Here is a 20944-nt window from a genome sequence, read left to right as displayed (position 1 = left end):
GTTGACGTCGCGTCAAGGTCAAGTTCTCTCAGCGAACACTCACCCGCACCCCTTGACACGATCGAGATATATCGTGTTATTGTGGCAACACACGATATATCGTGACCGTCAACCCAGGAGAAGCAGACATGACCGAGAAGTGGCTCATCGCCCCCGGCGAGGAACGCGTCATCGACATCGAATCCGTCACCCGCCTCAAGGTGGGCCTCGTCGGTGGACAGGTCGACATCATCGCCCATGACGAACCGGGCATCCGCATCGAGGTGCACGGCGTCACCACCAAAGACCTGCGCATCGAATCCCACGACGGCGAGGTCGAGATCGACCACCCGCAGTTGGGCTGGGACAACTTCCTCGAGGTGTTCCGCAACTTCGGCTCCGGCGGTCCCCGCGCAGAGGTGAGCGTCGCGGTCCCCCGCGCCATCGCCCTGAACCTCGGCGTCGTCAGCGCCGGCGCTCTGATCTCCGGCCTCCGCAACGACGCCCGTCTCAACACCGTGTCGGGTGACATCATCGTCGACACCCTGATCGGCGACCTCACGGTCAACTCCGTCTCTGGCGACGTTCAGGTGCGCGGCCTCACCGGATCGATCAGCGCGAACAGCGTCTCGGGCGACGTGGCCGTCACCGGTGCCGTGCGCCGGGCGACCGTCGACATCGTCTCCGGCTCCACGCTGGTCGACGCCGCGGGCGACGTGAACACCATCAACGTCAACTCGGTCTCCGGCGGCACCACCGTTCGTCTCGACGAGTCGCTCGCCGCGAACTACGTCATCCGATCCCTGAGCGGACGACTGCTCATCGACAGCGTCGAGCGCAGCACCTCGGGCCCCAGCAACTACACGGGCACGACCGGAGAGCTCGCCGGACGCTTCGTCGACCTGCGCGCGAACTCCGTCTCGGGTGGGGTCACCGTGCTCCGCCGCACCCCGGCATCGATCGCCGACGACCCGGAGTGGGAAGCATGAGCCCCGCGGTCTTCTCCCACGGCGACCTGCGCCTGTACCTGCTGTCGCTCCTCGCCGAGGCGCCCCAGCACGGCTACGGCATCATCCAGTCGCTCACCGATCGCACCGGCGGCACCTACACGCCGAGCGCCGGCACCATCTACCCACGACTCGCGAAGCTCGAGGAAGACGGCCTGGTCTCCAAGACCGTCGACGGCCGCACGACGATCTACTCCATCACCGAGGCCGGCCGAGCCGAGCTCGCGTCTCGCGAGGGCGACCTCGCCGGCATCGAGGCCGGCCTCACCGACTCGGTGCGGTTGATCGCAAGCGAGGTGCGACAGAGCGTGCAGGACGCGATGAAGAGCCTTCGCGCCGATCTGGCAGCGGCCGAGAAGGGCGAACGCACGGCGGCGAAGAACCGTCCCCGCTCGGCGACCGACGACTCCCGGCTCGTCAGTCGCGAGGAGATGCACCGTGCAGATGCAGTGATCAACGCGTTCCGCGCCCGGGTGCGCACCGATCTGCGCACGCACATCGCGAAGGGCGGCACTCTCTCGCCGTCGGTCGTCACCGAGCTCGAGACGGCGCTCGACACCGCAGCACGCGGCATCACGGTCGCCCTGAACACGACACGCTCGTGACCGAGTCGGAGCCGGGTGCGGCGCGACCGCGGCCGGACGACGCTCGGGCGCGGATGACACCGTCCCTTCCGACGCAGGTTCCGTTACGCACCGCACCCGTCGCTCGACCGTCGCCCTCGGCACGACACCACGGCATCGTCATCCACATGGGGTGACGCAACGCAGAAGGGGCCCCACCGGCTATCGCCGACGGGGCCCCTTCTGCGTTGCAGACCGGCCGCTACTTCTCGGGCCAGATCTCCTTCTGCTCGTCCGGCACCGACTCTCCGAGCGGTACGACCAGGATCGAACGGTGCTGTCGATGCGCGAGGCGAGCGGCCACCGATCCGGTGAAGAACTCCCTGATCGACTCGCCGATGCCACGCTTGCGTGTGCCGACGACGATCAGTTGCGCGTCGAGCTTGTTGGCGAGCTGCTTGATCGCCAGAGCCGGATCGCCGACCAGCTGCCGTGCGGTCCAGGTGACGTCGGTCCCCGCGAGCAGCGTGGCCGCGGCGGCCTCGACCGCCTCGAACTCCGCGGCGCCGGCGTCGAAGTTGATGTCGATCGGGGCCGAATGCACGTAGCCGTCCGGATCCTCGTAGGTCACGAAGCGCGTGACGTCGACATGCGCGACCACGAGGGGCGCGTTCAGCAGCCGCGCGTAGCGGACGGCCTCGTCGATCACGTGTCGGTCCTGGTCCAACTGCATGCCGACGATGACGGCCTTCTGCAGCGCCGCGTTCTGCGCGGCCTCGTCGGACGGAGTGGAGGTGTTGTCGGTCATGAAGATCGTTCCCTTCACCAGCCTGGCATCAGCCAGAGGGTCGTACCCGCGTGCTATTCTGAATGCTACTCTTACCGGCCTCGAGCCGGTGTCGTGAAATGCCTCGGGCCTGAAAAGCCCGCAGCTTAACTCGTGAGGGGGTCTCGCGCATGGGCCGTGGCCGTCAGAAGGCGAAACACACCAAGATCGCCCGCGAACTCAAGGCGTACAGTCCGTCGGTGAACTACTCGGCTCTCGAGCGCGAGTTGGGTCACCCGACCGACGAAGACGCATATGTCGACAAGTGGGCCGATGAGTACGAAGACGAAGACGAAGACGAGCTAGAGAAGGCCTGACCGCCCCTCTGCTCGTCGCACCCGCACCACGTGCGGGTGTTTCGTCGTGCTCTGGCGCCGAGAGAACACCTCGGCGCCAGAGCGCCTTTCGTCGTACCCCGGCCTCGGCAGCTGAGAGGATCTCCTCATGGCCCGCGTCGTCGCCCTCTATCGCCACCCGATCAAGGGACTCACTCCCGAGCGCCGCGACTCCCTGACCGTGCAACCCGACGGCAGGATCGCCGGCGACCGCGTCCTGGCGTTCCGCTTCGCGGACGCCACCGCGCCGGAGGATCGCGACGGCTTCGACTATTGGCCCAAGGCCAAGGGACTCGCGCTCCAGGACTTCCCCACTCTGGCCGCCCTGCGCACCGAGTATGACGACGAGTCGCGGCGCATCCGCATCGAACACGGCGGCGCAGTGCTCGTCGAAGCGACACTCGACGACGACGGGCGGCGCGAACTGGCCGAAGCCGTCACGGAGTTCGTGCTGGCCACCCCCGAAGGCCGTCGCCTTCGCCGCCCCGGCCGCCTCCCGCTCGCGCTCGTCGGCGACGGGGAGACGTCGCGTTTCCAGGACCGGCCGCGCGGCTACGTCTCGGTTCATGGCCGAGGCAGTGTTCGCGCACTGGCGGAAGCCCTCGGGATGAGCATCGATGACCGACGCTTCCGCTCCAACGTGGTGATCGACGACGCCACTGCCTGGAACGAGCTCGAGTGGAACGGCGAGGTGCGCATCGGCGACCTCGTCTTCCAGGCTGCCGGCCCGATCGTGCGCTGCCTCGCGACCCACGCGAACCCGGACACCGGCATGCGGGATGCCAAGGTGCTCACCACCCTCACGGGTGCCTTCGCCCAGCACGAGCCGACCCTCGGACGCCTGCTGCTGCCCGGCTGGACACCGTCGGATGACGGCTGGATCGGCGGTGGCGGCGTGATTCGCGTTGACGACGAGGTGCACGCGGGTTGAGCGCGATCCGCCACCGCACCGATCCTCGATGTCAGCGCTCCCTTTGATGCCCAGGTTACGGGCTGAGTGGACACCATTCCAGGCTTGTGAGCGCAAACATTTTCTGATTTGATGAGCTTGTGATCGACGACGCCTCGGCGTCAACCCCCGCCCAGGGCGATCCGCAGGAACATGACCTCAAAGAGGAGAACAGCATGGCAATCACCCCTCGCTTCACCCGCACTGCCGCGATCGTCGCGGTGGGCGCGGTGTCGGCCTTCGGCCTCGCGGCCTGCTCATCCGGCGACTCCGGTGACAGCGGCGCCAGCGGCGAACCCATCACGATCGAGTACCTGCACCGCCTGCCCGACGGCGAGGGCATGACCCCCGCCTCCGAGATCGTCGACCGCTGGAACGCCGAACACCCCGACATCCAGGTGAAGGCGACGAAGTTCGACGGCAAGTCGAGCGACATGATCCTCAAGCTCGAGACCGACGTGAAGGCCGGCAACGGGCCCTGCCTCGCGCAGACGGGCTACTCCGAGGTGCCGCAGCTGTTCGTCAAGGGGCTGCTGCAGGACGTCGCGGACGAGGCCAAGAAGTACGAGGACGACTTCTCCGCCGGAGCCTTCAGCGGCATGAAGGTCGGCGACGCCATCGTGGGTCTCCCGCAGGACACCGGCCCCCTCGTCTACTTCTACAACGAGGCCGAGTTCACGGCGCTGGGCCTCGACGCCCCGAAGACACTCGACGACCTCACGGCCGACTCCGCCGCGGCCGCCGCCGCCGGCAAGTACGTCACCGCCTTCACGCCCGATGAGGCGCAGAACTGGCTCTCCGCCCAGTCGGCCGCAGCCGGCGACACCTGGTTCAGCACCGCCGGCGACGAGTGGAAGGTCGACGCCGAGGGCGCAGGGTCCGAGCGCGTCGCGGCCTTCTGGCAGGGCCTGCTCGACGGCAAGCAGACGCTCGCGACCGAGCGCTGGGGCGAAGGCTTCACCGCCGCGCTCAACGACGGCAGCCTCATCGGCCACGTCGGAGCCGCGTGGGAGGCCGGGTTCCTCCTCGACTCCCTCGACGGCACGCCGGCCGAGGGGCAGTGGCGCGTCGCCCAGCTCCCCGATTTCGGCGCGGGCGCCATGAGCGGCCCCGACGGCGGTTCCGGTGTCTCGGTGATGAAGGGCTGCGAGTACCCCGCCGAAGCGATGGAGTTCAACGACTGGTTCAACACGCAGGTCGACGACCTCGCATCACAGGGCCTCGTCGTCGCCGCCAAGGGCGACGTGGAGACCCCCGAGAAGATGCTGCGCCAGTTCGGCGGTCAGGATGTGCTCGCCGAGCTGAGCACGGCGACCGAGAACCTCAACCCCGACTTCCCCTACGCACCGGGCTTCTCGACGCTGTCGAAGATGAACGAGACCGCGGCGGCGGCCGTGGCCGGCACCGCATCGGTCGCCGACATCTTCACCACCGCCCAGGACACCGCCGTCGCCTCTCTGAAGGACCTCGGCCTCCCGGTCGCAGAGTGAGTCGACGAGAAGGCATCATCGGATGATCGACGGCGGAGTGCACGCGCAATCGTGCACTCCGCCGTCGTCTTGACATCGAGAGGCGACACCATGGTCACAGTGACCGAAACGCGAGGTGCGGCGCCGGCGCCGGCACCGCGCATCCCCGCGGATCCCGCCCGCCGGCGGCGGTTCGGGACCCGACGCGAAGGTCTCACGGGATGGCTGTTCATGACGCCGTTCGCCGTGCTCTTCGTCCTGGTCTTCCTCGTGCCGATCATCGTGTCGATCCGCTCGTCGTTCTTCGCGCAGGTGCCGGCGGGAGACGGACTCTACGGTGGCGGCGAACTCGTCGACACGTTCGTCGGTCTCGAGAACTTCGTCACCGCCGCGACCAACGGCGCCTTCTGGACGGGCATGGGTCGAGTCGTCCTCTACGCCGCCCTGCAGATCCCCGTGATGATCTTCGTCGCGCTCGGCCTCGCCCTGCTGCTGGACTCGTTCATCGTGCGCCGTCCCACGCTCTTCCGGCTCTCCTTCTTCCTCCCCTACGCGGTTCCCGGCATCATCGCGGCCATGATGTGGCTCTACCTCTACACGCCCGAGGTATCGCCCTTCCTGCCGTTCCTCCCCGAGGGCACCGACTTCATGGCGCCGGGCACGATCCTGTTCTCGATGGCGAACATGACCACCTGGACCTACACGGGCTACAACATGTTGATCTTCCTGTCGGCTCTGCAGGCCGTTCCGCGCGACCTCTATGAGGCGGCCCGCCTCGACGGCGCATCCGGCTTCCAGATCTCGATGCGCATCAAGGTGCCGCTGGTGCGGGGAGCCGCACTGCTCGCCGTGCTGCTGTCGATCATCGGCACGATCCAGCTCTTCAATGAGCCGGTGGTGCTGCAGGCCGCGAACTCGTGGATGGGCAAGGACTTCACCCCCATGATGCTCACCTACAACACGATGATGGGCGAGATCTCGCCGTCCGGCAGCGGCCCGGCATCCGCATACTCCCTGCTCATGGCTCTGATCGCGGGCGTGCTCGCGATCGTGTACGCGCTGCTGCAGCGCCGGAAGGGCGACGCATGACCACTACGCGCCTCATCACCACCGGGGCATCCACGCGCCGACGCCCCCGCCGTGCCCGCGACGTGGATGCTCCGCCGCCCTCGATCGCCCCCACCCCGCTCGCGCGCGCGTTCGGCATCATCGCCCTCGTGGTCGCGACCCTGTACTTCCTGGTGCCGGTGTACTGGCTCATCGTCGCCTCCACGAAGAACAACACCGACCTCACCTCGACCTTCGGCTTCTGGTTCGCCGACTGGAACCTCGGCACCAACTACGACAGCCTGATGAGCTGGACCCAGGGTCTGTTCTGGCGCTGGGTCGGCAACTCGATGCTCTACTCCGTGAGCGCGGGCGTGATCGGCACCCTGTTCGCCGTGATGGCCGGCTACGCGATCGCGAAGTTCGCGTTCCCCGGCAAACGCCTCGCGGTGGGCGTGATCATGGCCGGGCTGTTGCTCCCTGTGGCGCTGCTGACGGTGCCGCTGTACATCGAGTTCCAGGCTCTCGGACTGACCAACACCGTCTGGGCGATCATCATCCCCTCGGCGGTCTCACCGTTCGGCGTCTTCCTCGGCATGGTCTACGCCCAGTCGTCGGTGCCGACCGAACTGCTCGAGGCCGCCCGCATCGACGGCGCCGGCGAGGCACGTATCTTCTTCACGATCGTGATGCGCCTGCTGGGTCCGGCGATGGTGACCATCTTCCTGTTCATCTTCGTGGCGACGTGGAACAACTTCCTGCTTCCCCTCATGATGATCTCGAGTCAGGATCTGAAGCCCGTGACCCTCGGCCTCTACGGCATGGTGAGCTACTTCGCCCCGGACAAGGGTGCGGTCATGCTCGGCGCACTGCTCGGAGTCATCCCGCTCGTGCTGCTGTTCTTCGCCCTGCAGAAGTACTGGCGCTCCGGTCTCGCCGCCGGTGCCGTGAAGGGCTGATCCCCCCGTCTCCTCCGTCCCGTCCGCCCTCGGCCCATCGGCCCATCGGCCGAGGGCGGACGTGTGCGCGCGGTGTGTGTGCGGGGTCGCGGCGCGGCGGGGCGGCGGGGCGGCGGGGTCGGATGCTCCGCGAGTGCACGGGATGCTCGCGAACGCACGGGATCTCCACGCGCACAAGCCGTGCGCTCGACAGCAAACTGTGCACTCGGTGAAGGGGGACCCGGGGCAGAGACGGCGAACGGCCCGGAGGCTTCCCCTCCGGGCCGTTCGTGTATGCCAGCGGTGCGTCAGCTCAGTCGGCGTCTCCGCAGCCAGAGGACGAGGCCGAGCGTGATCGCGGCCAGACCGGCGACCGCCGCCCCGGCCCAGAGGGCTCCGTCGGCACCGGTGGTCGCAAGGTTGCCGCTGCTTCCCGGCGCCGCCGTCACCGCGAGATCGCCCCGTGCCAGCTCGACGCCCTCGGCATCCGTCGCGACGACCGCGTGCGCGCCGGCAGGAGTCGCCGCCGGAATCGTGACGGTGGCCACGGCATCGCCGTCGGCCGACATGGTCACCTCACCGATACGCACCGGCTCGGAGTGCAGCCACACCTGCACCAGAGCATCGGGCTCGAATCCGCTCAGTTGCACGGTCACGCTCGACCCGGCGGCGACCGATCCGATGGATGCCGTGACCGTCGCCTTCTTCCCCGGCTTCGCCTTCTTGACCTTCAACGGAGCGCTCGCGAGCTCCGTGCCGGCCGCGTCCTTCACTATCACCCGGTGCTTACCCACCGAGGCGTTCGCGGGGATCAGCAGTCGTGTGATCAACGCTCCCTTCGCATCGACCGTCGCATCGGTCAGCGCGGTGCCGTCCAGCCAGAGCGACACCGTCGAACCCGGCGCGAAGCCCGTGAGCGCCATGCCCACCGTCTCTCCGGCCCGGACCGAGTCGGCGTCGAGCCCGAGCTTCGGGTCGATCACCGGGTTGCACGCGCTCAGATCGTCGGACGGACGCGTCGCGGGCGCATGACCCGCCTGCGGGGCCGAGGTTCCGTAGACCGCCATCTCGGCGACGGCCGCGAACTGCGTTCCCGAGATCGACGACGTCGCCGTCACTCGGATGTAGCGGGCCGTGGTCTCGGCGAAGTCGACGTCCTGCCATTCGGCGACGTTCTTCCACTCCCCTGACGTGACCGGCGTGTACGTCTGCCCGTCCGTCGAGACCGCGACCTCGTAGCCCTTGATCGGCCCGTTCTGGTTGGCGCCACGGCGCAGGTACGAGATGCCGTCGACCTGCTCGGCAGCGCCCAGATCGAACGTCAGCACGTGCGGATACGACGTGGCTGCCGAGCTCCACCTGCTGTGCCAGAACGTTCCCGGGTTGCCGTCGAGCATGTTGGCGGCGGCACCGTCTTCGCCCGACGTCTCCTCGGAGCTCGCCGACACCGTGATCTGCGAGTTGGGGATGCGGGCTCGGGAGGAGACCGGCACCTCCTGCGACGTGGTCACGGTACGCACATCGCAGTCCGCGAGGTACGTCGCCGCGATCCCGATGCCGACGGTTGTGCCCGCAGCCCCCACCGGTGCGGTGACCAGCCAGGTGGTCTTCGCACTCTCGCCGGTCCCGACCTTCTCGAACAGGTTCGACGAGCCGTCGGCGACCTCGACCACGTACCCCTCCGGCACCTCGAGCTGCACGCCGACGTTCTCGACGGCGACGGACTCGCTGTTGGTGAAGGTTGTCGTGAACGCGGTCTGCGCACCCGGACTCAAGACTCCCGCTTCACCCGAGACGGTCGCGCAGGGCGTGCCGCCGGTCGTGGGGCCGAGGTCGGTGACGGTGAAGTCGTCCAACACGAAATCCACGTCCGGTCCGCCGACGCGCTCGAGTCCCACCCAGGTGTAGTCGCCGCATCCGACGATCACGTCCTGCGAGAACTCCGCCGTCTCCAGCGCCTGCGTGATCCCGGTGCGGCTGAGCGTGGTCGAGGTGACCGTCCCACCCGCCACGGAATCCGTCCCGGTGAGCCAGCGGTAGGCCCCGCTCGCGCCGACCTGGTAGTCGAAGCCGATGCGGTAGGAGTGCCCCGCCTGCAACGGCACGAGCGTCGGGTCGGTGCGGTAGACGACTCCGCTGTTCTCGGAGTGCGACATCAGCGAGTGCTCGCCGGCGAGTGTCGTGTCGACGGCGAGACCGGCGAGGGGTCCTGCATCGAACGGCTTGGCGGTGTTGCGCCAGTCGCTGCTCGCGTACGGATCATGACGGCGGGAGATGCTCGTACGCGGATCGTCGATGCCGTTGGCGTCGCCCTTCACGAAGGGCCCCCAGCCCGCCTCGTTGCCCTCGAAGTCGTTCGAGTACACCGTGCCGGCCGCGTACGGCGTCGTCGTGTCCGACGAGACTCGGGCGTTGTCGATGCGCACCTTCGCCTCACCCGCGACAGCACCGATCGACACGGTGACCTCGCCGGAGGCCGGGGCCAGGAACGAGGTCGAACCGCGCTGGTAGTACTGACCCGCCTTGGAGTCGGCGCGCATGTAGTTGTACGTCGGCGAGAGGTTCCACGTGCGGGTCACCGCACCTGAGCCGGTGTCGACCGAGACGCTCACGTCGCGGGTCGCGGTCGGATCGATCTGCACCTGTGCAGAGAACGCGTACCTCTGGCCGGGAGTGAGTCCGGTCACCCGCTGGGAGATCGACGATGCGGCTGCACCGAGCACGGCGATGTTGTCGCCACGCGACTCGTTCTTCGCGCTGCCGAGGTCGGTGCGCTCGATCGTCACGTCGCCCCGGGGGTTCCAGACATCGAGCGAACCGGAGTTGAACCCCGGGTCGTCGAGGCCGGCATCGTGGTACTCGACGGCTGCACGCTGGGCACCACCCTGCGGCACCACGACATAGGCCGTGCCCTTGTCTGCACTGAGCGTGAGCTCACCGCCGGTCGCGGTGGCCGTGCCGACCTTGACGCGCCCCTGGTCGCCGAGCTCGAAGACGTCGAAGGCGGTGTTGCCCCGGAAGGCGTCGGTGAGACCGAAGGTCTTCTCGCCGCCGGATGCGGAGTAGAAGTACATCTTGTCGGCGTCGACGGGCGAACCGGCATCCTGATTCGACTCCAGCGACTGCCACGGCAACAGGTACGAGTCGCCTCGCAGCACGGTCGCCCCGTCCATCGTGATGACCCTCGTGCTTCCGTCCATGCGCACGGCGACGTCATCCGTCAGCGTCGCCGTTGCACCGGCCTCATACGTGAGCAGGCCGAAGTGCTGCAGGAACTTGGTCGGCAGGCTCTGCTTCCAGATGTTGTCGACGAAGCCGTCCCAGTTGCGGTTGCCGACCCAGCCCTCGGCATCGATGAGTCGCTGCTGGCCGAGCAGGGCGTCGTCGTTCCAGACATCGGCCTGTCCGTTCTGGATGAAGCGCACCATGGTGGAGTTGATGCCCTTGTTGTCCTTGCCACCGTAGGCCAGGTCGTTCGGCCAGTGCGACCAGACCGTGCTGTCGACGAACTTGTCACCCCACTCGGTCGCGACTTCGAGGTCCATGCCGTTCAGCTCGTCGGCGAGCTCTTCGGCGACCCAGCCGTTGGAGTAGTAGACGTCGATGTAGACGCCGCTGAGGCCGGGAACCTCATCGCGCAGCTGCTGGAAGCGGTCGAGAACCCGACCGCTGCCGAGGTCGGCCTGCTGGTTGATGTAGTACGACTGGTCGAGCCAGTTCCAGCCCGGCTTGTACGGCGCGGCGCCGTCGATGATCGCCGCGTCGAACGCGTTCGCCTGCGGGTACATCTCCGTGGCGTTGACGTGCACGCTCATGTCGGCGTTGAGCTTCGCACCCTCGTCGACGAGGGTGTTCAGGTCGGAGAGACCGCCGGCGCGCTCGTTGTAGTTCCCGCCGTAGTCGGTGTTGGCCGAGTCGTGTCCCTCACTGCCGTAGCCCTTGTTGAGCACCCACTGGCCGAGACCGTCGGTCTGGTTCGCGATGCGCTTGGTGTTGTCGAGGGTGAGGTCGAAGTAGTTCGTCGCGCTGGAGGCGAAGTTGAAGGGGATGCGACTGACGACGCGCTCGGCGACCCGGTCGGCGCCGAGACGCGGAGTGTCCACCTCGCGGTAGCGGATGGCGGCGTCCTGCCAGTCGACCGTCGCGTCGCCGTTGCGGTCGGCAGCGAGGAGCACCGTGACCTTCGGCAGGGCATAGGTGGTCACCCGGTCGTCCACGGCTGTGGTGGGGTGGATCAGCCAGGCGCTGGATCCGACCTCGGCCGTGCGCCCTGCCGTCTCGGTCACCCGCGTGGTCAGGCGGGTGTTCCAGGAAGCGGTGCCCCCGGAGGCCTGGGTCGTCGCGTTGGTGATCACGCTGCCGACGAGCGTCCCGTTGCCGAGGAAGGCGAAGGCAGCCCCCTTCTGGCCGGTCGCCGCCGACGCGTTCACGGCGATGTGCTCGTCAGCGTTCTTGGTGCTGTCGGGGCTGATCACCGTGCGGTCGAGTGCCGCCCCGGCATCCGCAGCGCTCACGGAGAGGAAGGCGTTGTCCGGAATACCGAGCGTGGTCACGGTCGCGGTGCCGTCGACGGCTGTGACCTCGAACCCGACGGTGCCGTCGTTCGCGACGCGGATGCTGCTGCGCACCGTGACGTCGACTCCGGTGAGCTTCGACACGTAGTCGATGCCCGTGGCCGAAGACGTCGAAGTGGTCTCCGACGCGTACGTCGTGCCGTTCACGGACCACGTCTTCGCCGAGGTGCGCTGGCCGGCGATGCTGTCGCCACCCACCCGATACTCGGCGACGCGCGGGAACTCGGTCGAGACGACGGCGGTCGTGCCGCCATCGGCGATCTCGACCTTCTGATCGGTATCGGGAACCTCCGGCTCGGTCACGATGGGAGGCAGTTCCTCGTCCGACAGGATCTCGATCTCACCGGCCCCGCCGCCGGTGGTTCCCTGCGCGTCGATCACGAGCAGGGCCACGTAGCGACCGTCCTTCGCGGTATCGAGGGTGATGCGCTGCTTCTCGTCGTTCGCGACCGGCGCGTGCAGCGTCGCCGTTCCCGACGCGGCACCCCACCCGCCGTCAGCGGGCGAATCACGAGCGACATCGGGGTCGTCGGTCACGTAGACCTCGACCGTCTTGGCGGCGACTCCTTGCCCCTTCTTGATCGAGTAGTCGAGAGCCTTCACCGAGAGGGACCGCTGTAGATCGACGACGATCCAGTGCGGGAACGGAGCGTTCGCGGTGTACCGCGACGTCCACTGCGTCGCGAAGTCGCCGTCGAACGCACCGAGGGCCGTGCCGTCGAGGGACGGCGGGGCCGGATAGGGGTCCGATTCGCTCGACACCGCGTGCAGGCGGTAGTCGGCCCGGGGGACCGGGATCAGATCAGCGGCCTGGGCGGCGGGTGCCTGGGTGAGCACCCCGCCGCACGCGAGCGCCGTCGCCAGCAGGGAGCTGAGGGCGACGGCCGCGCGGGGCGGTCGGGAAGGTTTCGACACGTCTTGCCTCTCGGTCGAGCGACGCCCGGGAGACAGACGCCCCGATGCGTCGCAGATGATCATCGATGACACATCTCGATGTTTGCGCTATCACAATAATCAGACCACGGTTGGTATTTCAAGGTCTAGATGAAAGCGAGCGCAAACATTGGCCAAAGGTCTTCCACCGCAGACGAGAAGAGCCGACCCGCGCACAGGGCGCAGGACGGCTCTTCGAGCGTTTCGGATCAGGAGCCGATGAACTCCTCGGACTCTCCGAACGAGGGCTCCTCGCGAATCTCGACGGTCGCCCCGAGCCCATCGGTGTCGAGCACCACGATCTCGTTGCGTCCGGCCTTCCAGAGCGGGGCCGGCGCGTAGAGCGTCTCCTGCGGTCCGACCTTCCAGTACCGCCCCAGGAGGAATCCGTTCAGCCACACCATCCCCTTCGATCCCCCAGGAAAGGCGAGCCACGCGTCGAGCGGCTCCGCGACATCGAACGCGGCGACGGCGACACCGTCGGAGCCGTCAGTTGCCGAGACCGACGTCACCGCAGGAGCATCCTGCGGGATCAGGCGATGCGTCCACCCGTTGACCAGCCGGCGACCGATCATCACCCCGCGCATGATGCCCTTGCCCTCGCCCGTGTACGGACCGTAGTTGATGCGCCCGAGGCTCTCGACGACGATCGTGAGCCGGCCGGCACCGCCGTCGACGGGCAGTGCGAGAGACGTCACGCCATCGCGCTCGAGCACGCCGAGCCGCACTCCGTCGAGGAACACCACGGCACGATCGTGCAGTCCGTCGATCGTGAGAGCCGCATCGGCGGGGAACGACACGTCCGCCTCGTAGGCGACCAGGCCGTCCTCGGCGCCGAGCTCTTCGAACGTGCGTGGTCGCGGCGAGACGTCGCCGGTCACGGGGAGCGTCGCGATCAGTTCTCCCAACGAGGCCTGCGGCTCGAGCGACGCGGTCGCCGCGCGCTGCCGCCGAGGATCGGCAGGGATCGGGGGGAGCCCGCCCCCGTGGAACGGCGCGAACATCGACCGGAGCGCATGGAACTTCTCGTTCAGAGTGCCGTCTTCGCCGATCGGCGCATCCGAGTCGTAACTGGTGACGGTCGGTTGCAGCACCTGGTCGTGGTTCGCACCGTTCCAGAGGCCGAAGTTCGTGCCGCCGTGCGCCATGTAGAGGCTCACGGATCCGCCCGCAGCCAGCAACTCCGCGATCGTGCCGCCGGTGCTCGCGGGGGAGCGCACGTGGTGCCGTTCGCCCCAGTGGTCGAACCAGCCGCCCCACAGCTCGCTGCACATGAGCGCATCGCCCTCGCGACGCAGCTCGACCGCCCGCGCGACGCCGGTGCCGAAGGTGAAGGTCGCCATCGCACCCGGAACACTGCCGTGCTCGATCATGTCGCCCGTGATGCCGTCGGCGGTCGTGAGCATCTCGACCATCCCTCGGCGACGGAGCCCCTCACGCAGGTGCACGAGGTAGGCGGAATCGCTGCCGAACGAGCCGTACTCGTTCTCGATCTGGATCGCGACGATCGGTCCGCCGTTCGCCGCCTGCAGCGGGACGAGTCGGGGGATCAGCTCGTCGTACCAGGCGTCGACCGCCGCGAGGAAGCCGGCGTCGCTGGTGCGCAGTGCCGCGACCCGCCCCGACAGCCAGAAGGGGATGCCGCCGTTGGACCACTCCGCGCAGATATAGGGACTTGGGCGAAGGAAGACGTCGAGTCCGACCTCGCCGGCGAGGCGGATGAAGCGCTCGAGATCGCGCCAGCCGTCGAAGCGCACCTCGCCCTCGACGCGCTCGTGGAAGTTCCACGCGACATACGTGTCGACCGTGTTCGCGCCCATAGCGGCGAGCCGGCGGAGACGGTCTTCCCACTGGTCGGGATGCACCCGGAAGTAGTGGATCGAGCCCGCCAGGATGCGGTGGGCGACGCCGTCGCGGAGAATCTCCCCGTCGCGCCAGGTCAAGGTGGGCGCGCCGAGCGGCGACGCGGCGGCCGGGGCCTCGACAGCGAGGGAAGAGCCGTCGATAGCCGAGGCGAGAAGGTCAGACATAGCGCTCCAAGCACGAGTGTTTGCGTTCACATTATCGCATCACACGACTCGCTGCCTCCTGGATTCACGCCGATTGATCGCTACCATTGAGCACATGTCACCTCGTCGCCCGAGAGACGACCGCGCCCCCAGCCAGGTCGATGTCGCCCAGCTCGCCGGAGTCTCCACGCAGACCGTCTCCCGTGTCATGTCCGGGCAGGACAATGTGCGTCCTGATACCGCCAGACGAGTGCTCGCGGCGGTCGAAGAGCTCGGCTACCGCGTGCACGCGGCCGCCGCCTCGCTCGCCTCCGGCCGCACCCGCGTGCTGGGCGTGATCGTCGTCTCGACCGATCGATACTCGTCGGCCGCGCTCGGCGTCGGCATCCAGCAGGCCGCTGCAGCGAACGGCTACACCGTGTCGACGGCGGCGGTCGCCGACCACGCGTCGGCCGAGGCTTTCCTGGAGGCCTTCGACCGGCTGGAGCGCCAGGGCGCGGAGGGCATCATCCTCGGGGTGCCCGTCGAGCTCGAGAGCCCGGCCATGCGGGCGCGCACCGAACGCACCCCCGCGACCCGCAGCGAGCGCACCTCGCTCGACGAAGACGCCCCGCTCGCCGTCGACCAGCGAGCGATCGCCCGTCTCGCCGTCGAGCACCTGCTCGACCTCGGGCACAAGACCGTCTGGCACGTCTCGGGAGATGACTACTGGACCGAGACGCAGCAGCGCAGCGAGGCGTGGGAGCAGACGCTCCGCGACCGCGGGATCGTGCCCCCGCCGCTGATCCCCGCCGACTGGACGCCCGAGTCGGGCTACCGCGCCGGTCGCACGATCGCGGCCATCCCCGAGGCCACCGCCGTGTTCGTCAGCAGCGACGAGATGGCGTTCGGCCTGATCCGCGCCCTGCACGAGGCCGGTCGCAGCGTTCCCGACGACGTCTCGGTGGTGAGCGTCGACGACATCGCCCTCGCCGCTTACGCCTCCCCCGCACTCACCACGGTCCGCCAGCCCTTCGAAGCGATGGGCCGCGCGGCTACGCTCCGGGTGATCGCCCAGATCGAGGGGCACGATGCAGTCGGCGAGATGCCCTCCACCGATCCTCAGCTCATCGTGCGCTCGTCCACCGCGCCGCCGCGCTCCGAAGCCTCCGCCCGATAGCCCTCACCCGCCCCACACGGCACGCGCACCGGCCTCGCCGATGAGCACGACCATCACCGTGCTCCCCGCACCGCTCACCGCGGCCAGTACGGCCAGAATCATGCGCGCCGTCCTGCCAGGTCCGTCGCCGAAGCGGAACCAGCACCACTGCACCGCGGCGACGACGAACATCGCAAGCGTCCACGGCCACAGCAGACCACCGAGGTCGGCATGACGGACGACGGCCGGCACCGGCCCGACCTGCTGCGCCAGCGCTTCACCCGCGAGCATAGTGATCGGCACGAGCGCCAGAACCACCAGCGCGGCGATCGGCGTAACGATGCCGAGCCTCTTACGCGCGGCGGGGAGGAAGGCGCCGAGGATCAGCGCCAGCGCTGTGAGCGGCACGAGGATGACCACCGCGTGCACGATGAGCGGATGCAGAGGAAGGCCGGCGATCTCGAAGAGGTCCATACTCAGGACACGGGATGACGTCGTGCGAGGTTCAGATGAACTTCTCGCCCGGCTGTCTCGTGTCTCTTGAGAGGACCCACCGGAGGGGACCGAAGGAGGTGGCGGATGCCGAAGGATGATGCGGCACGTCTCGGCGCGCTCTACGACGCTCATGCGGCACCGATCTGGCGCTACGTCGTGCACCTCACCGGGGATCGAGCGGGTGCCGACGACGTGGTCCAGGAGACACTGCTGCGCGCCTGGCGCACCCCGCGGATCCTCGCCGACGATCCGGAATCGACACGATCCTGGATGTACACGGTCGCCCGACACCTGGTGGTGGACGAGGTGCGCAGCGCCCACCACCGCCGGGAGATCACGACGGATGAACCCCCGGACTCCGCCATGCGAGACGCGACAGACGCCATCTTCGATGCGATCCTCATCGAAGAGGCGCTCTCGGCCCTCTCCGAGGCACATCGCGAGGTCGTGATCCGCGCGTACTACCGAGGGCTCACCGTGTCGGAGATCTCCGACGAGCTGACGATCCCGGAGGGAACCGTGAAGTCGAGGCTGCACTACGGCCTGCGCGCGCTGCGCCTCGGGCTGCAGGAGAAGGGAGTGACGCGATGAACGCCGAACACGCGCGCTATGCCGACTGGGATGCCGCCTACGTGCTCGGAGGTCTCAGTGCCGCCGATCGCGCCGAATACGAGGCGCACGTCTCGCAATGCGCCGAGTGCCGCGCGGCCATCGCCGAGATCACACCGATCCCCGGCCTGCTCTCCCGGGTCGCCCCCGAGCGGGCGGAGTCGCTGCTGCGGGTGCCCGACGCCGAGGCCCCGGCACCGGAGCACCGCGCGCGCGTGCTGTCCCTGGCCGCCGAGCGCGCCCGACGCCGTCGCCGTGCGTGGATCGTCGGCATCGCCGCGGCCGCCGCGATCGTGGTGGCCACCGTGGCGGTGCCCGTGATCTCTACCCAACTGCGTCCACCGTCGACCACGATCGCACTCGAGCAGCTCCGAGACGCGCCGCTGACCGCCTCCGTCAGTCTCACCGATGTCGCCTGGGGCACCCGGCTCGACATGATCTGCGACTACGGCAGCGAAGGCGACGCTCCAGCCGACGGATGGGCGTACGCGCTGGTGGTGGTGAGTGACGACGGCACCGAGAGCGTGTTGTCGACCTGGCGGGCGCACCCGGGCACGACCGCGCGCCTGAGCGCCGGCACCGAGCTCCCGGCATCCGACATCTCCGCCGTCGAGATCCGTGCCGTCGACTCCGGAACAGTGCTGATGCGGTCTTCGCTCGACGGATCGTGAACCTTTAACCTCCTCCTCTCGTGTCTTCCATGACCGCACCCGCGGTCCTGCACAGGAGGTTCACCATGTTCTCGAGAGTCTCGAAGACCGCGGCCGTCGCCGCACTGCTCATGACGTTCGTCGTCGCCGGCTGCACGTCGACCGGCGGAAGCTCCGGCGGTGGGGCGCAGGACACGGGCGGCGCCTACGGCCAGTCCTCCGAGTCGAGCGCCCCCACTTCGGGATCGTCGTCCGGCTCAGGCACTCTGATGACCGCGGACTCGGATCTCGGCGAGATCGTCGTCGACGCCGACGGGAAGACGCTCTACATGTTCGACAACGACACGCAGGGCTCGGGCAAGAGCGAGTGCACCGGCGAGTGCCTGACGAACTGGCCGCCGCTGACCGTCGAGAGCGACGCGCCGGCCGTCGAAGGCGTGACCGGCGAAGTCGGCACCATCACCACGGCCGACGGCTCCACTCAGGTGACCCTCAACGGCTGGCCGCTGTACTACTTCGCCGGTGATGCCTCCGCAGGAGACGTCAATGGCCAGGGCGTCGGCGGCATCTGGTGGGTGCTCTCCCCCGCCGGGGAGCGCATGGCCGAGTGACGTCGCAGCGGCACGGCCACAGACTCACCAGCGGCCGTGCCGGTGCTCCCACTCGTCTTCGACCGTGCGGCGACGCCCCGCGACGATGCCGGCGGGGATCGCGACGATCAGCACACCCGCGATGACCAGGAGCGGGATCTGCCAGCCCGCGGTCGTCTCGTGCAGCAGCCCGATCAGCAGCGGGAAGGTCGCCGCGATGGCGTAGCCGATGCTCTGCACGAACCCGCTCAGTGCCACCGCGCTCTCCGGTGTGCGGGCGCGGATGCTGAGCAGCACCAGGCTCAGCGGGAACATGATGGCGGTGAGACCGAAGATGCTCACCCACAGCGGCAGGGCCACGGTCGGCGCGAACAGGAAGCCGGCGAGCCCCACCAGCCCTCCGCCGACCGCGACGAAGAAGAGCGGGCGCGTCGCCTGGAAGCGCACGACGAGGATCGGCACGAGCAGCGAGCACGGCAGACCGATCAGCGCGAAAAGGGAGAGCAGGAAGCCCGCAGTCGCCGGAGTGACGCCGCCGATGTCGACGAGCATGGTCGGCATCCACGCGAACGAGACGTACGCCATGGTCGACGACGCCCCGAAGACGATCGCGAGCGCCCAGGCGAGCGGAAGGCGCCACAGCCGGGCGAAGTATCGACGGTTCGCCGGGGTGGTCGTGATCGGACCGGTCGAGGCGGCCACCGCATCCCGCACGTCGTCGACGCCGTCGGTCGGGTCGGGGACCAGCAGCTCGGTCTTCACCGGCTCGGCCGCACGCGAACCGTTCTTCAGCAGCAGCGCGACCCACGGCACCAGCGCGATCCCCGCGACGATTCCCCACATGCCCAGCGACACCCGCCAGCCGAGCGAGTCGGCCACCGGCACGGCGACCAGCGGGGGCAGGAACGTCGACACCGCCATCGTGGTCGAGTAGATGGTCATCATGACCCCGAGCCGATCGGGGAAGTACTTCTTGACCAGCGGCGGGAGCAACACGTTGCCCGAGCCGACGCCCGCGAACACGACTGCGGTCGCCGCGAGCAGGGTCGTCGAATCGACGGCGAGACCACGCAGCAGCAGGCCCAGTGCCATGAGCGTGATCGCAGCGACCGCCATCCGCTCCAGACCGAACCGCCGCTCGAACAGCGGCGTGAGCAGACCGAAGATCGCGAAGCAGACGGGCGGTGCGGCGCCGATCAGCCCGACGACGACGGGCGAGACCGGGAAGTCCTCGGCGACGTGATCGATCACCGGCGACAGAGAGGCGACCGCCGAACGCAGCGAGAACGCCACCAGGACGATCCCCACGAGTGCGAGAGCCCGACCCTGCCACAGCGGTCGTGCGCTCGGCATCGTCATGAGGTCTGTGACCCCTCCACCCAGGCCAGGTATTCATCCGAGACGGTGCCGGTCACGTACCGGCCGTCGAAGCAGCTCATGTCGAGATCGGTGAGCGCCGAGCCCTCGATGATCGCGGCCTTGAGGTCTTCGACCTCCTGGTAGACGAGGTGATCGCAACCGAGTTCCTCGGCGATCTCGGGGATCGTGCGTCCGTGGGCGATGAGCTCATGACGCGACGGCATGTTGATGCCGTACACGTGTGGGTGCCGCACGGGCGGGGCCGCCGAGGCGAAGGTCACCGAGGCGGCGCCGGCATCCCGCGCCATCTGGATGATCTCCTTGGAGGTCGTGCCCCGCACGATCGAGTCGTCGATCAGGAGCACGTTCTTGCCCTGGAACTCGGTCGACATGGCGTTGAGCTTCTGACGCACGCTCTTCTTGCGCACCGCCTGCCCCGGCATGATGAAGGTGCGGCCGACGTAGCGGTTCTTGTAGAAGCCCTCGCGATACTCGATGCCGAGCTTGCGGGCGACCTCCATCGCGGCGGGGCGCGACGAGTCGGGGATCGGCATGACCACGTCGATCTTGTCCATCGGCACATGCTTGGCGATCGTGTCGGCGAGACGGTCGCCCATGCGCAGGCGCGACTCGTACACCGAGATGCCGTTCATGACGGAGTCGGGACGGGCGAGGTAGACGTACTCGAACGCGCACGGCGCGAGCGTGGCGGCCGTGGCGCACTGCTTCGAGAACAACTCGCCGTCGTTGGTGATGAAGATCGCCTCGCCGGGCTCGACCTCGCGCACGACGTCGTAGTCGCCGTTCTCGAGCACGAGCGACTCGCTCGCGACGACCCACTCGTCCTTGCCCTCGGCACCGGGGACGGTCGAGGGACGACGGCCCAGGATCAGCGGACGGATGCCGAACGGGTCGCGGAATGCGAGCAACCCGTAGCCGGCGATCACGGCGATCACCGCGTACGCACCCTCGATGCGCTCGTGCGTGCGGGCGACGGCCTCGAACACACGCTCGGGGTCGAGGTCGACGGCCGAGGTCGTGTTCTGCAGCTCACCGGCGAGCACGTTGAGCAGCAGCTCGGTGTCACTCGAGGAGTTGAGGTGGCGGCGGTCTCGCTTGGCCATGTCGGCCGTGAGCTCACGCGTGTTGGTGAGGTTTCCGTTGTGGATGAGGATGATGCCGTACGGCGCGTTCACGTAGAACGGCTGCATCTCCTCTTCGTTCGAAGCCGTGCCCTTGGTGGCGTAGCGCACGTGGCCGAGGCCCACGTTGCCGAGCAGGGCTCGCATGTCGCGAGTACGGAAAGCCTCGCGGACCATGCCCTGCGCCTTGGCGTTGTGCATCACGCCGTTCGCCTCGGCGGTGGCGATACCCGTCGCGTCCTGGCCGCGGTGCTGCAGCAGCAGGAGTGCGTCGTAGATGTCCTGATTGACCGGGGCTGAGCCCACCATTCCGACGATGCCGCACATGGGCT

Annotated in this window: 17 protein-coding genes; 11 read left to right on the top strand and 6 right to left on the bottom strand. The window is 68.3% G+C overall.

The annotated features are described in order from the left end of the window. Nucleotides 1–128 precede the first annotated feature (128 nt). Nucleotides 129–968: a DUF4097 family beta strand repeat-containing protein gene (locus ACIQLD_RS14450; RefSeq protein ID WP_402608974.1), complete on the top strand. Its 840-nt coding sequence runs from the start codon at nucleotides 129–131 to the stop codon at nucleotides 966–968. Next, entirely contained in the window at nucleotides 965–1591 is a 627-nt protein-coding gene (locus ACIQLD_RS14445; protein WP_402608972.1) for a PadR family transcriptional regulator, read from the top strand. Before ACIQLD_RS14450 ends, ACIQLD_RS14445 begins: the two co-directional genes overlap by 4 nt. A 220-nt stretch (nucleotides 1592–1811) precedes the next feature. Here the strand turns inward: ACIQLD_RS14445 and ACIQLD_RS14440 are convergent, their stop codons facing one another. After that, complete coding sequence (locus ACIQLD_RS14440) at nucleotides 1812–2357, bottom strand: universal stress protein (RefSeq protein ID WP_402608970.1); 546 nt, start codon at nucleotides 2355–2357, stop codon at nucleotides 1812–1814. 149 nt (nucleotides 2358–2506) lie between these two features. On the opposite strand from ACIQLD_RS14440, the gene ACIQLD_RS14435 reads away from it, so the two are divergent. The 5 genes from ACIQLD_RS14435 to ACIQLD_RS14415 all read left to right on the top strand — a co-directional run bounded on the left by ACIQLD_RS14435 (nucleotide 2507) and on the right by ACIQLD_RS14415 (nucleotide 7134). Continuing rightward, nucleotides 2507–2692: a DUF3073 domain-containing protein gene (locus ACIQLD_RS14435; RefSeq protein WP_028503149.1), complete on the top strand. Its 186-nt coding sequence runs from the start codon at nucleotides 2507–2509 to the stop codon at nucleotides 2690–2692. Between the two features lie 127 nt (nucleotides 2693–2819). Beyond that, a complete protein-coding gene (locus tag ACIQLD_RS14430; RefSeq protein WP_402608968.1) occupies nucleotides 2820–3641 on the top strand; it encodes an MOSC domain-containing protein in 822 nt (273 codons plus the stop codon). 194 nt (nucleotides 3642–3835) lie between these two features. Further along, nucleotides 3836–5149: an ABC transporter substrate-binding protein gene (locus tag ACIQLD_RS14425; RefSeq protein ID WP_402608966.1), complete on the top strand. Its 1314-nt coding sequence runs from the start codon at nucleotides 3836–3838 to the stop codon at nucleotides 5147–5149. A 90-nt stretch (nucleotides 5150–5239) separates the two neighbouring features. Beyond that, nucleotides 5240–6217 (top strand): carbohydrate ABC transporter permease, encoded by a 978-nt coding sequence (locus ACIQLD_RS14420; RefSeq protein ID WP_402608964.1) that lies wholly within the window; start codon nucleotides 5240–5242, stop codon nucleotides 6215–6217. Further along, a complete protein-coding gene (locus ACIQLD_RS14415; RefSeq protein WP_402608962.1) occupies nucleotides 6214–7134 on the top strand; it encodes a carbohydrate ABC transporter permease in 921 nt (306 codons plus the stop codon). The genes ACIQLD_RS14420 and ACIQLD_RS14415 overlap by 4 nt, the downstream gene beginning before the upstream one ends. 287 nt (nucleotides 7135–7421) lie before the next feature. Here the strand turns inward: ACIQLD_RS14415 and ACIQLD_RS14410 are convergent, their stop codons facing one another. Next, on the bottom strand, nucleotides 7422–12602 hold the full coding sequence (locus ACIQLD_RS14410) for an endo-alpha-N-acetylgalactosaminidase family protein (protein WP_402608960.1): 5181 nt from the start codon (nucleotides 12600–12602) through the stop codon (nucleotides 7422–7424). A 227-nt stretch (nucleotides 12603–12829) separates the two neighbouring features. Further along, nucleotides 12830–14650: a beta-galactosidase family protein gene (locus ACIQLD_RS14405; protein WP_402608958.1), complete on the bottom strand. Its 1821-nt coding sequence runs from the start codon at nucleotides 14648–14650 to the stop codon at nucleotides 12830–12832. Between the two features lie 94 nt (nucleotides 14651–14744). Here ACIQLD_RS14405 and ACIQLD_RS14400 point away from each other — a divergent pair, with 94 nt between their 5' ends. Continuing rightward, on the top strand, nucleotides 14745–15788 hold the full coding sequence (locus tag ACIQLD_RS14400; RefSeq protein ID WP_402608956.1) for a LacI family DNA-binding transcriptional regulator: 1044 nt from the start codon (nucleotides 14745–14747) through the stop codon (nucleotides 15786–15788). Between the two features lie 3 nt (nucleotides 15789–15791). Here ACIQLD_RS14400 and ACIQLD_RS14395 read toward each other — a convergent pair whose 3' ends face one another. After that, a complete protein-coding gene (locus ACIQLD_RS14395; RefSeq protein WP_402608954.1) occupies nucleotides 15792–16241 on the bottom strand; it encodes a DUF2231 domain-containing protein in 450 nt (149 codons plus the stop codon). 105 nt (nucleotides 16242–16346) lie between these two features. Here ACIQLD_RS14395 and ACIQLD_RS14390 point away from each other — a divergent pair, with 105 nt between their 5' ends. The 3 genes from ACIQLD_RS14390 (at nucleotide 16347) to ACIQLD_RS14380 (ending at nucleotide 18132) form a co-directional block, all read left to right on the top strand. Continuing rightward, nucleotides 16347–16853, top strand: coding sequence for a sigma-70 family RNA polymerase sigma factor (locus tag ACIQLD_RS14390; protein WP_021199185.1), 507 nt, complete (start codon nucleotides 16347–16349; stop codon nucleotides 16851–16853). Then, nucleotides 16850–17542: a zf-HC2 domain-containing protein gene (locus tag ACIQLD_RS14385; protein WP_402608951.1), complete on the top strand. Its 693-nt coding sequence runs from the start codon at nucleotides 16850–16852 to the stop codon at nucleotides 17540–17542. Before ACIQLD_RS14390 ends, ACIQLD_RS14385 begins: the two co-directional genes overlap by 4 nt. Nucleotides 17543–17607: 65 nt before the next feature. Further along, complete coding sequence (locus tag ACIQLD_RS14380; RefSeq protein ID WP_402608949.1) at nucleotides 17608–18132, top strand: hypothetical protein; 525 nt, start codon at nucleotides 17608–17610, stop codon at nucleotides 18130–18132. Between the two features lie 24 nt (nucleotides 18133–18156). Here the strand turns inward: ACIQLD_RS14380 and ACIQLD_RS14375 are convergent, their stop codons facing one another. Both ACIQLD_RS14375 and purF read right to left on the bottom strand, forming a co-directional pair. Beyond that, on the bottom strand, nucleotides 18157–19470 hold the full coding sequence (locus tag ACIQLD_RS14375; protein ID WP_402608948.1) for a CynX/NimT family MFS transporter: 1314 nt from the start codon (nucleotides 19468–19470) through the stop codon (nucleotides 18157–18159). After that, nucleotides 19467–20939: an amidophosphoribosyltransferase gene (purF, locus tag ACIQLD_RS14370; RefSeq protein WP_402608946.1), complete on the bottom strand. Its 1473-nt coding sequence runs from the start codon at nucleotides 20937–20939 to the stop codon at nucleotides 19467–19469. The genes ACIQLD_RS14375 and purF overlap by 4 nt, the downstream gene beginning before the upstream one ends. Nucleotides 20940–20944 lie beyond the last annotated feature (5 nt).

It is taken from the genome of Microbacterium sp. NPDC091662 (assembly GCF_044756705.1).
Lineage (GTDB): Bacteria > Actinomycetota > Actinomycetes > Actinomycetales > Microbacteriaceae > Microbacterium.
The sequence above is the reverse complement of the archived record's forward strand: the minus strand, read 5'-3'. Positions and strand labels throughout refer to the sequence as shown.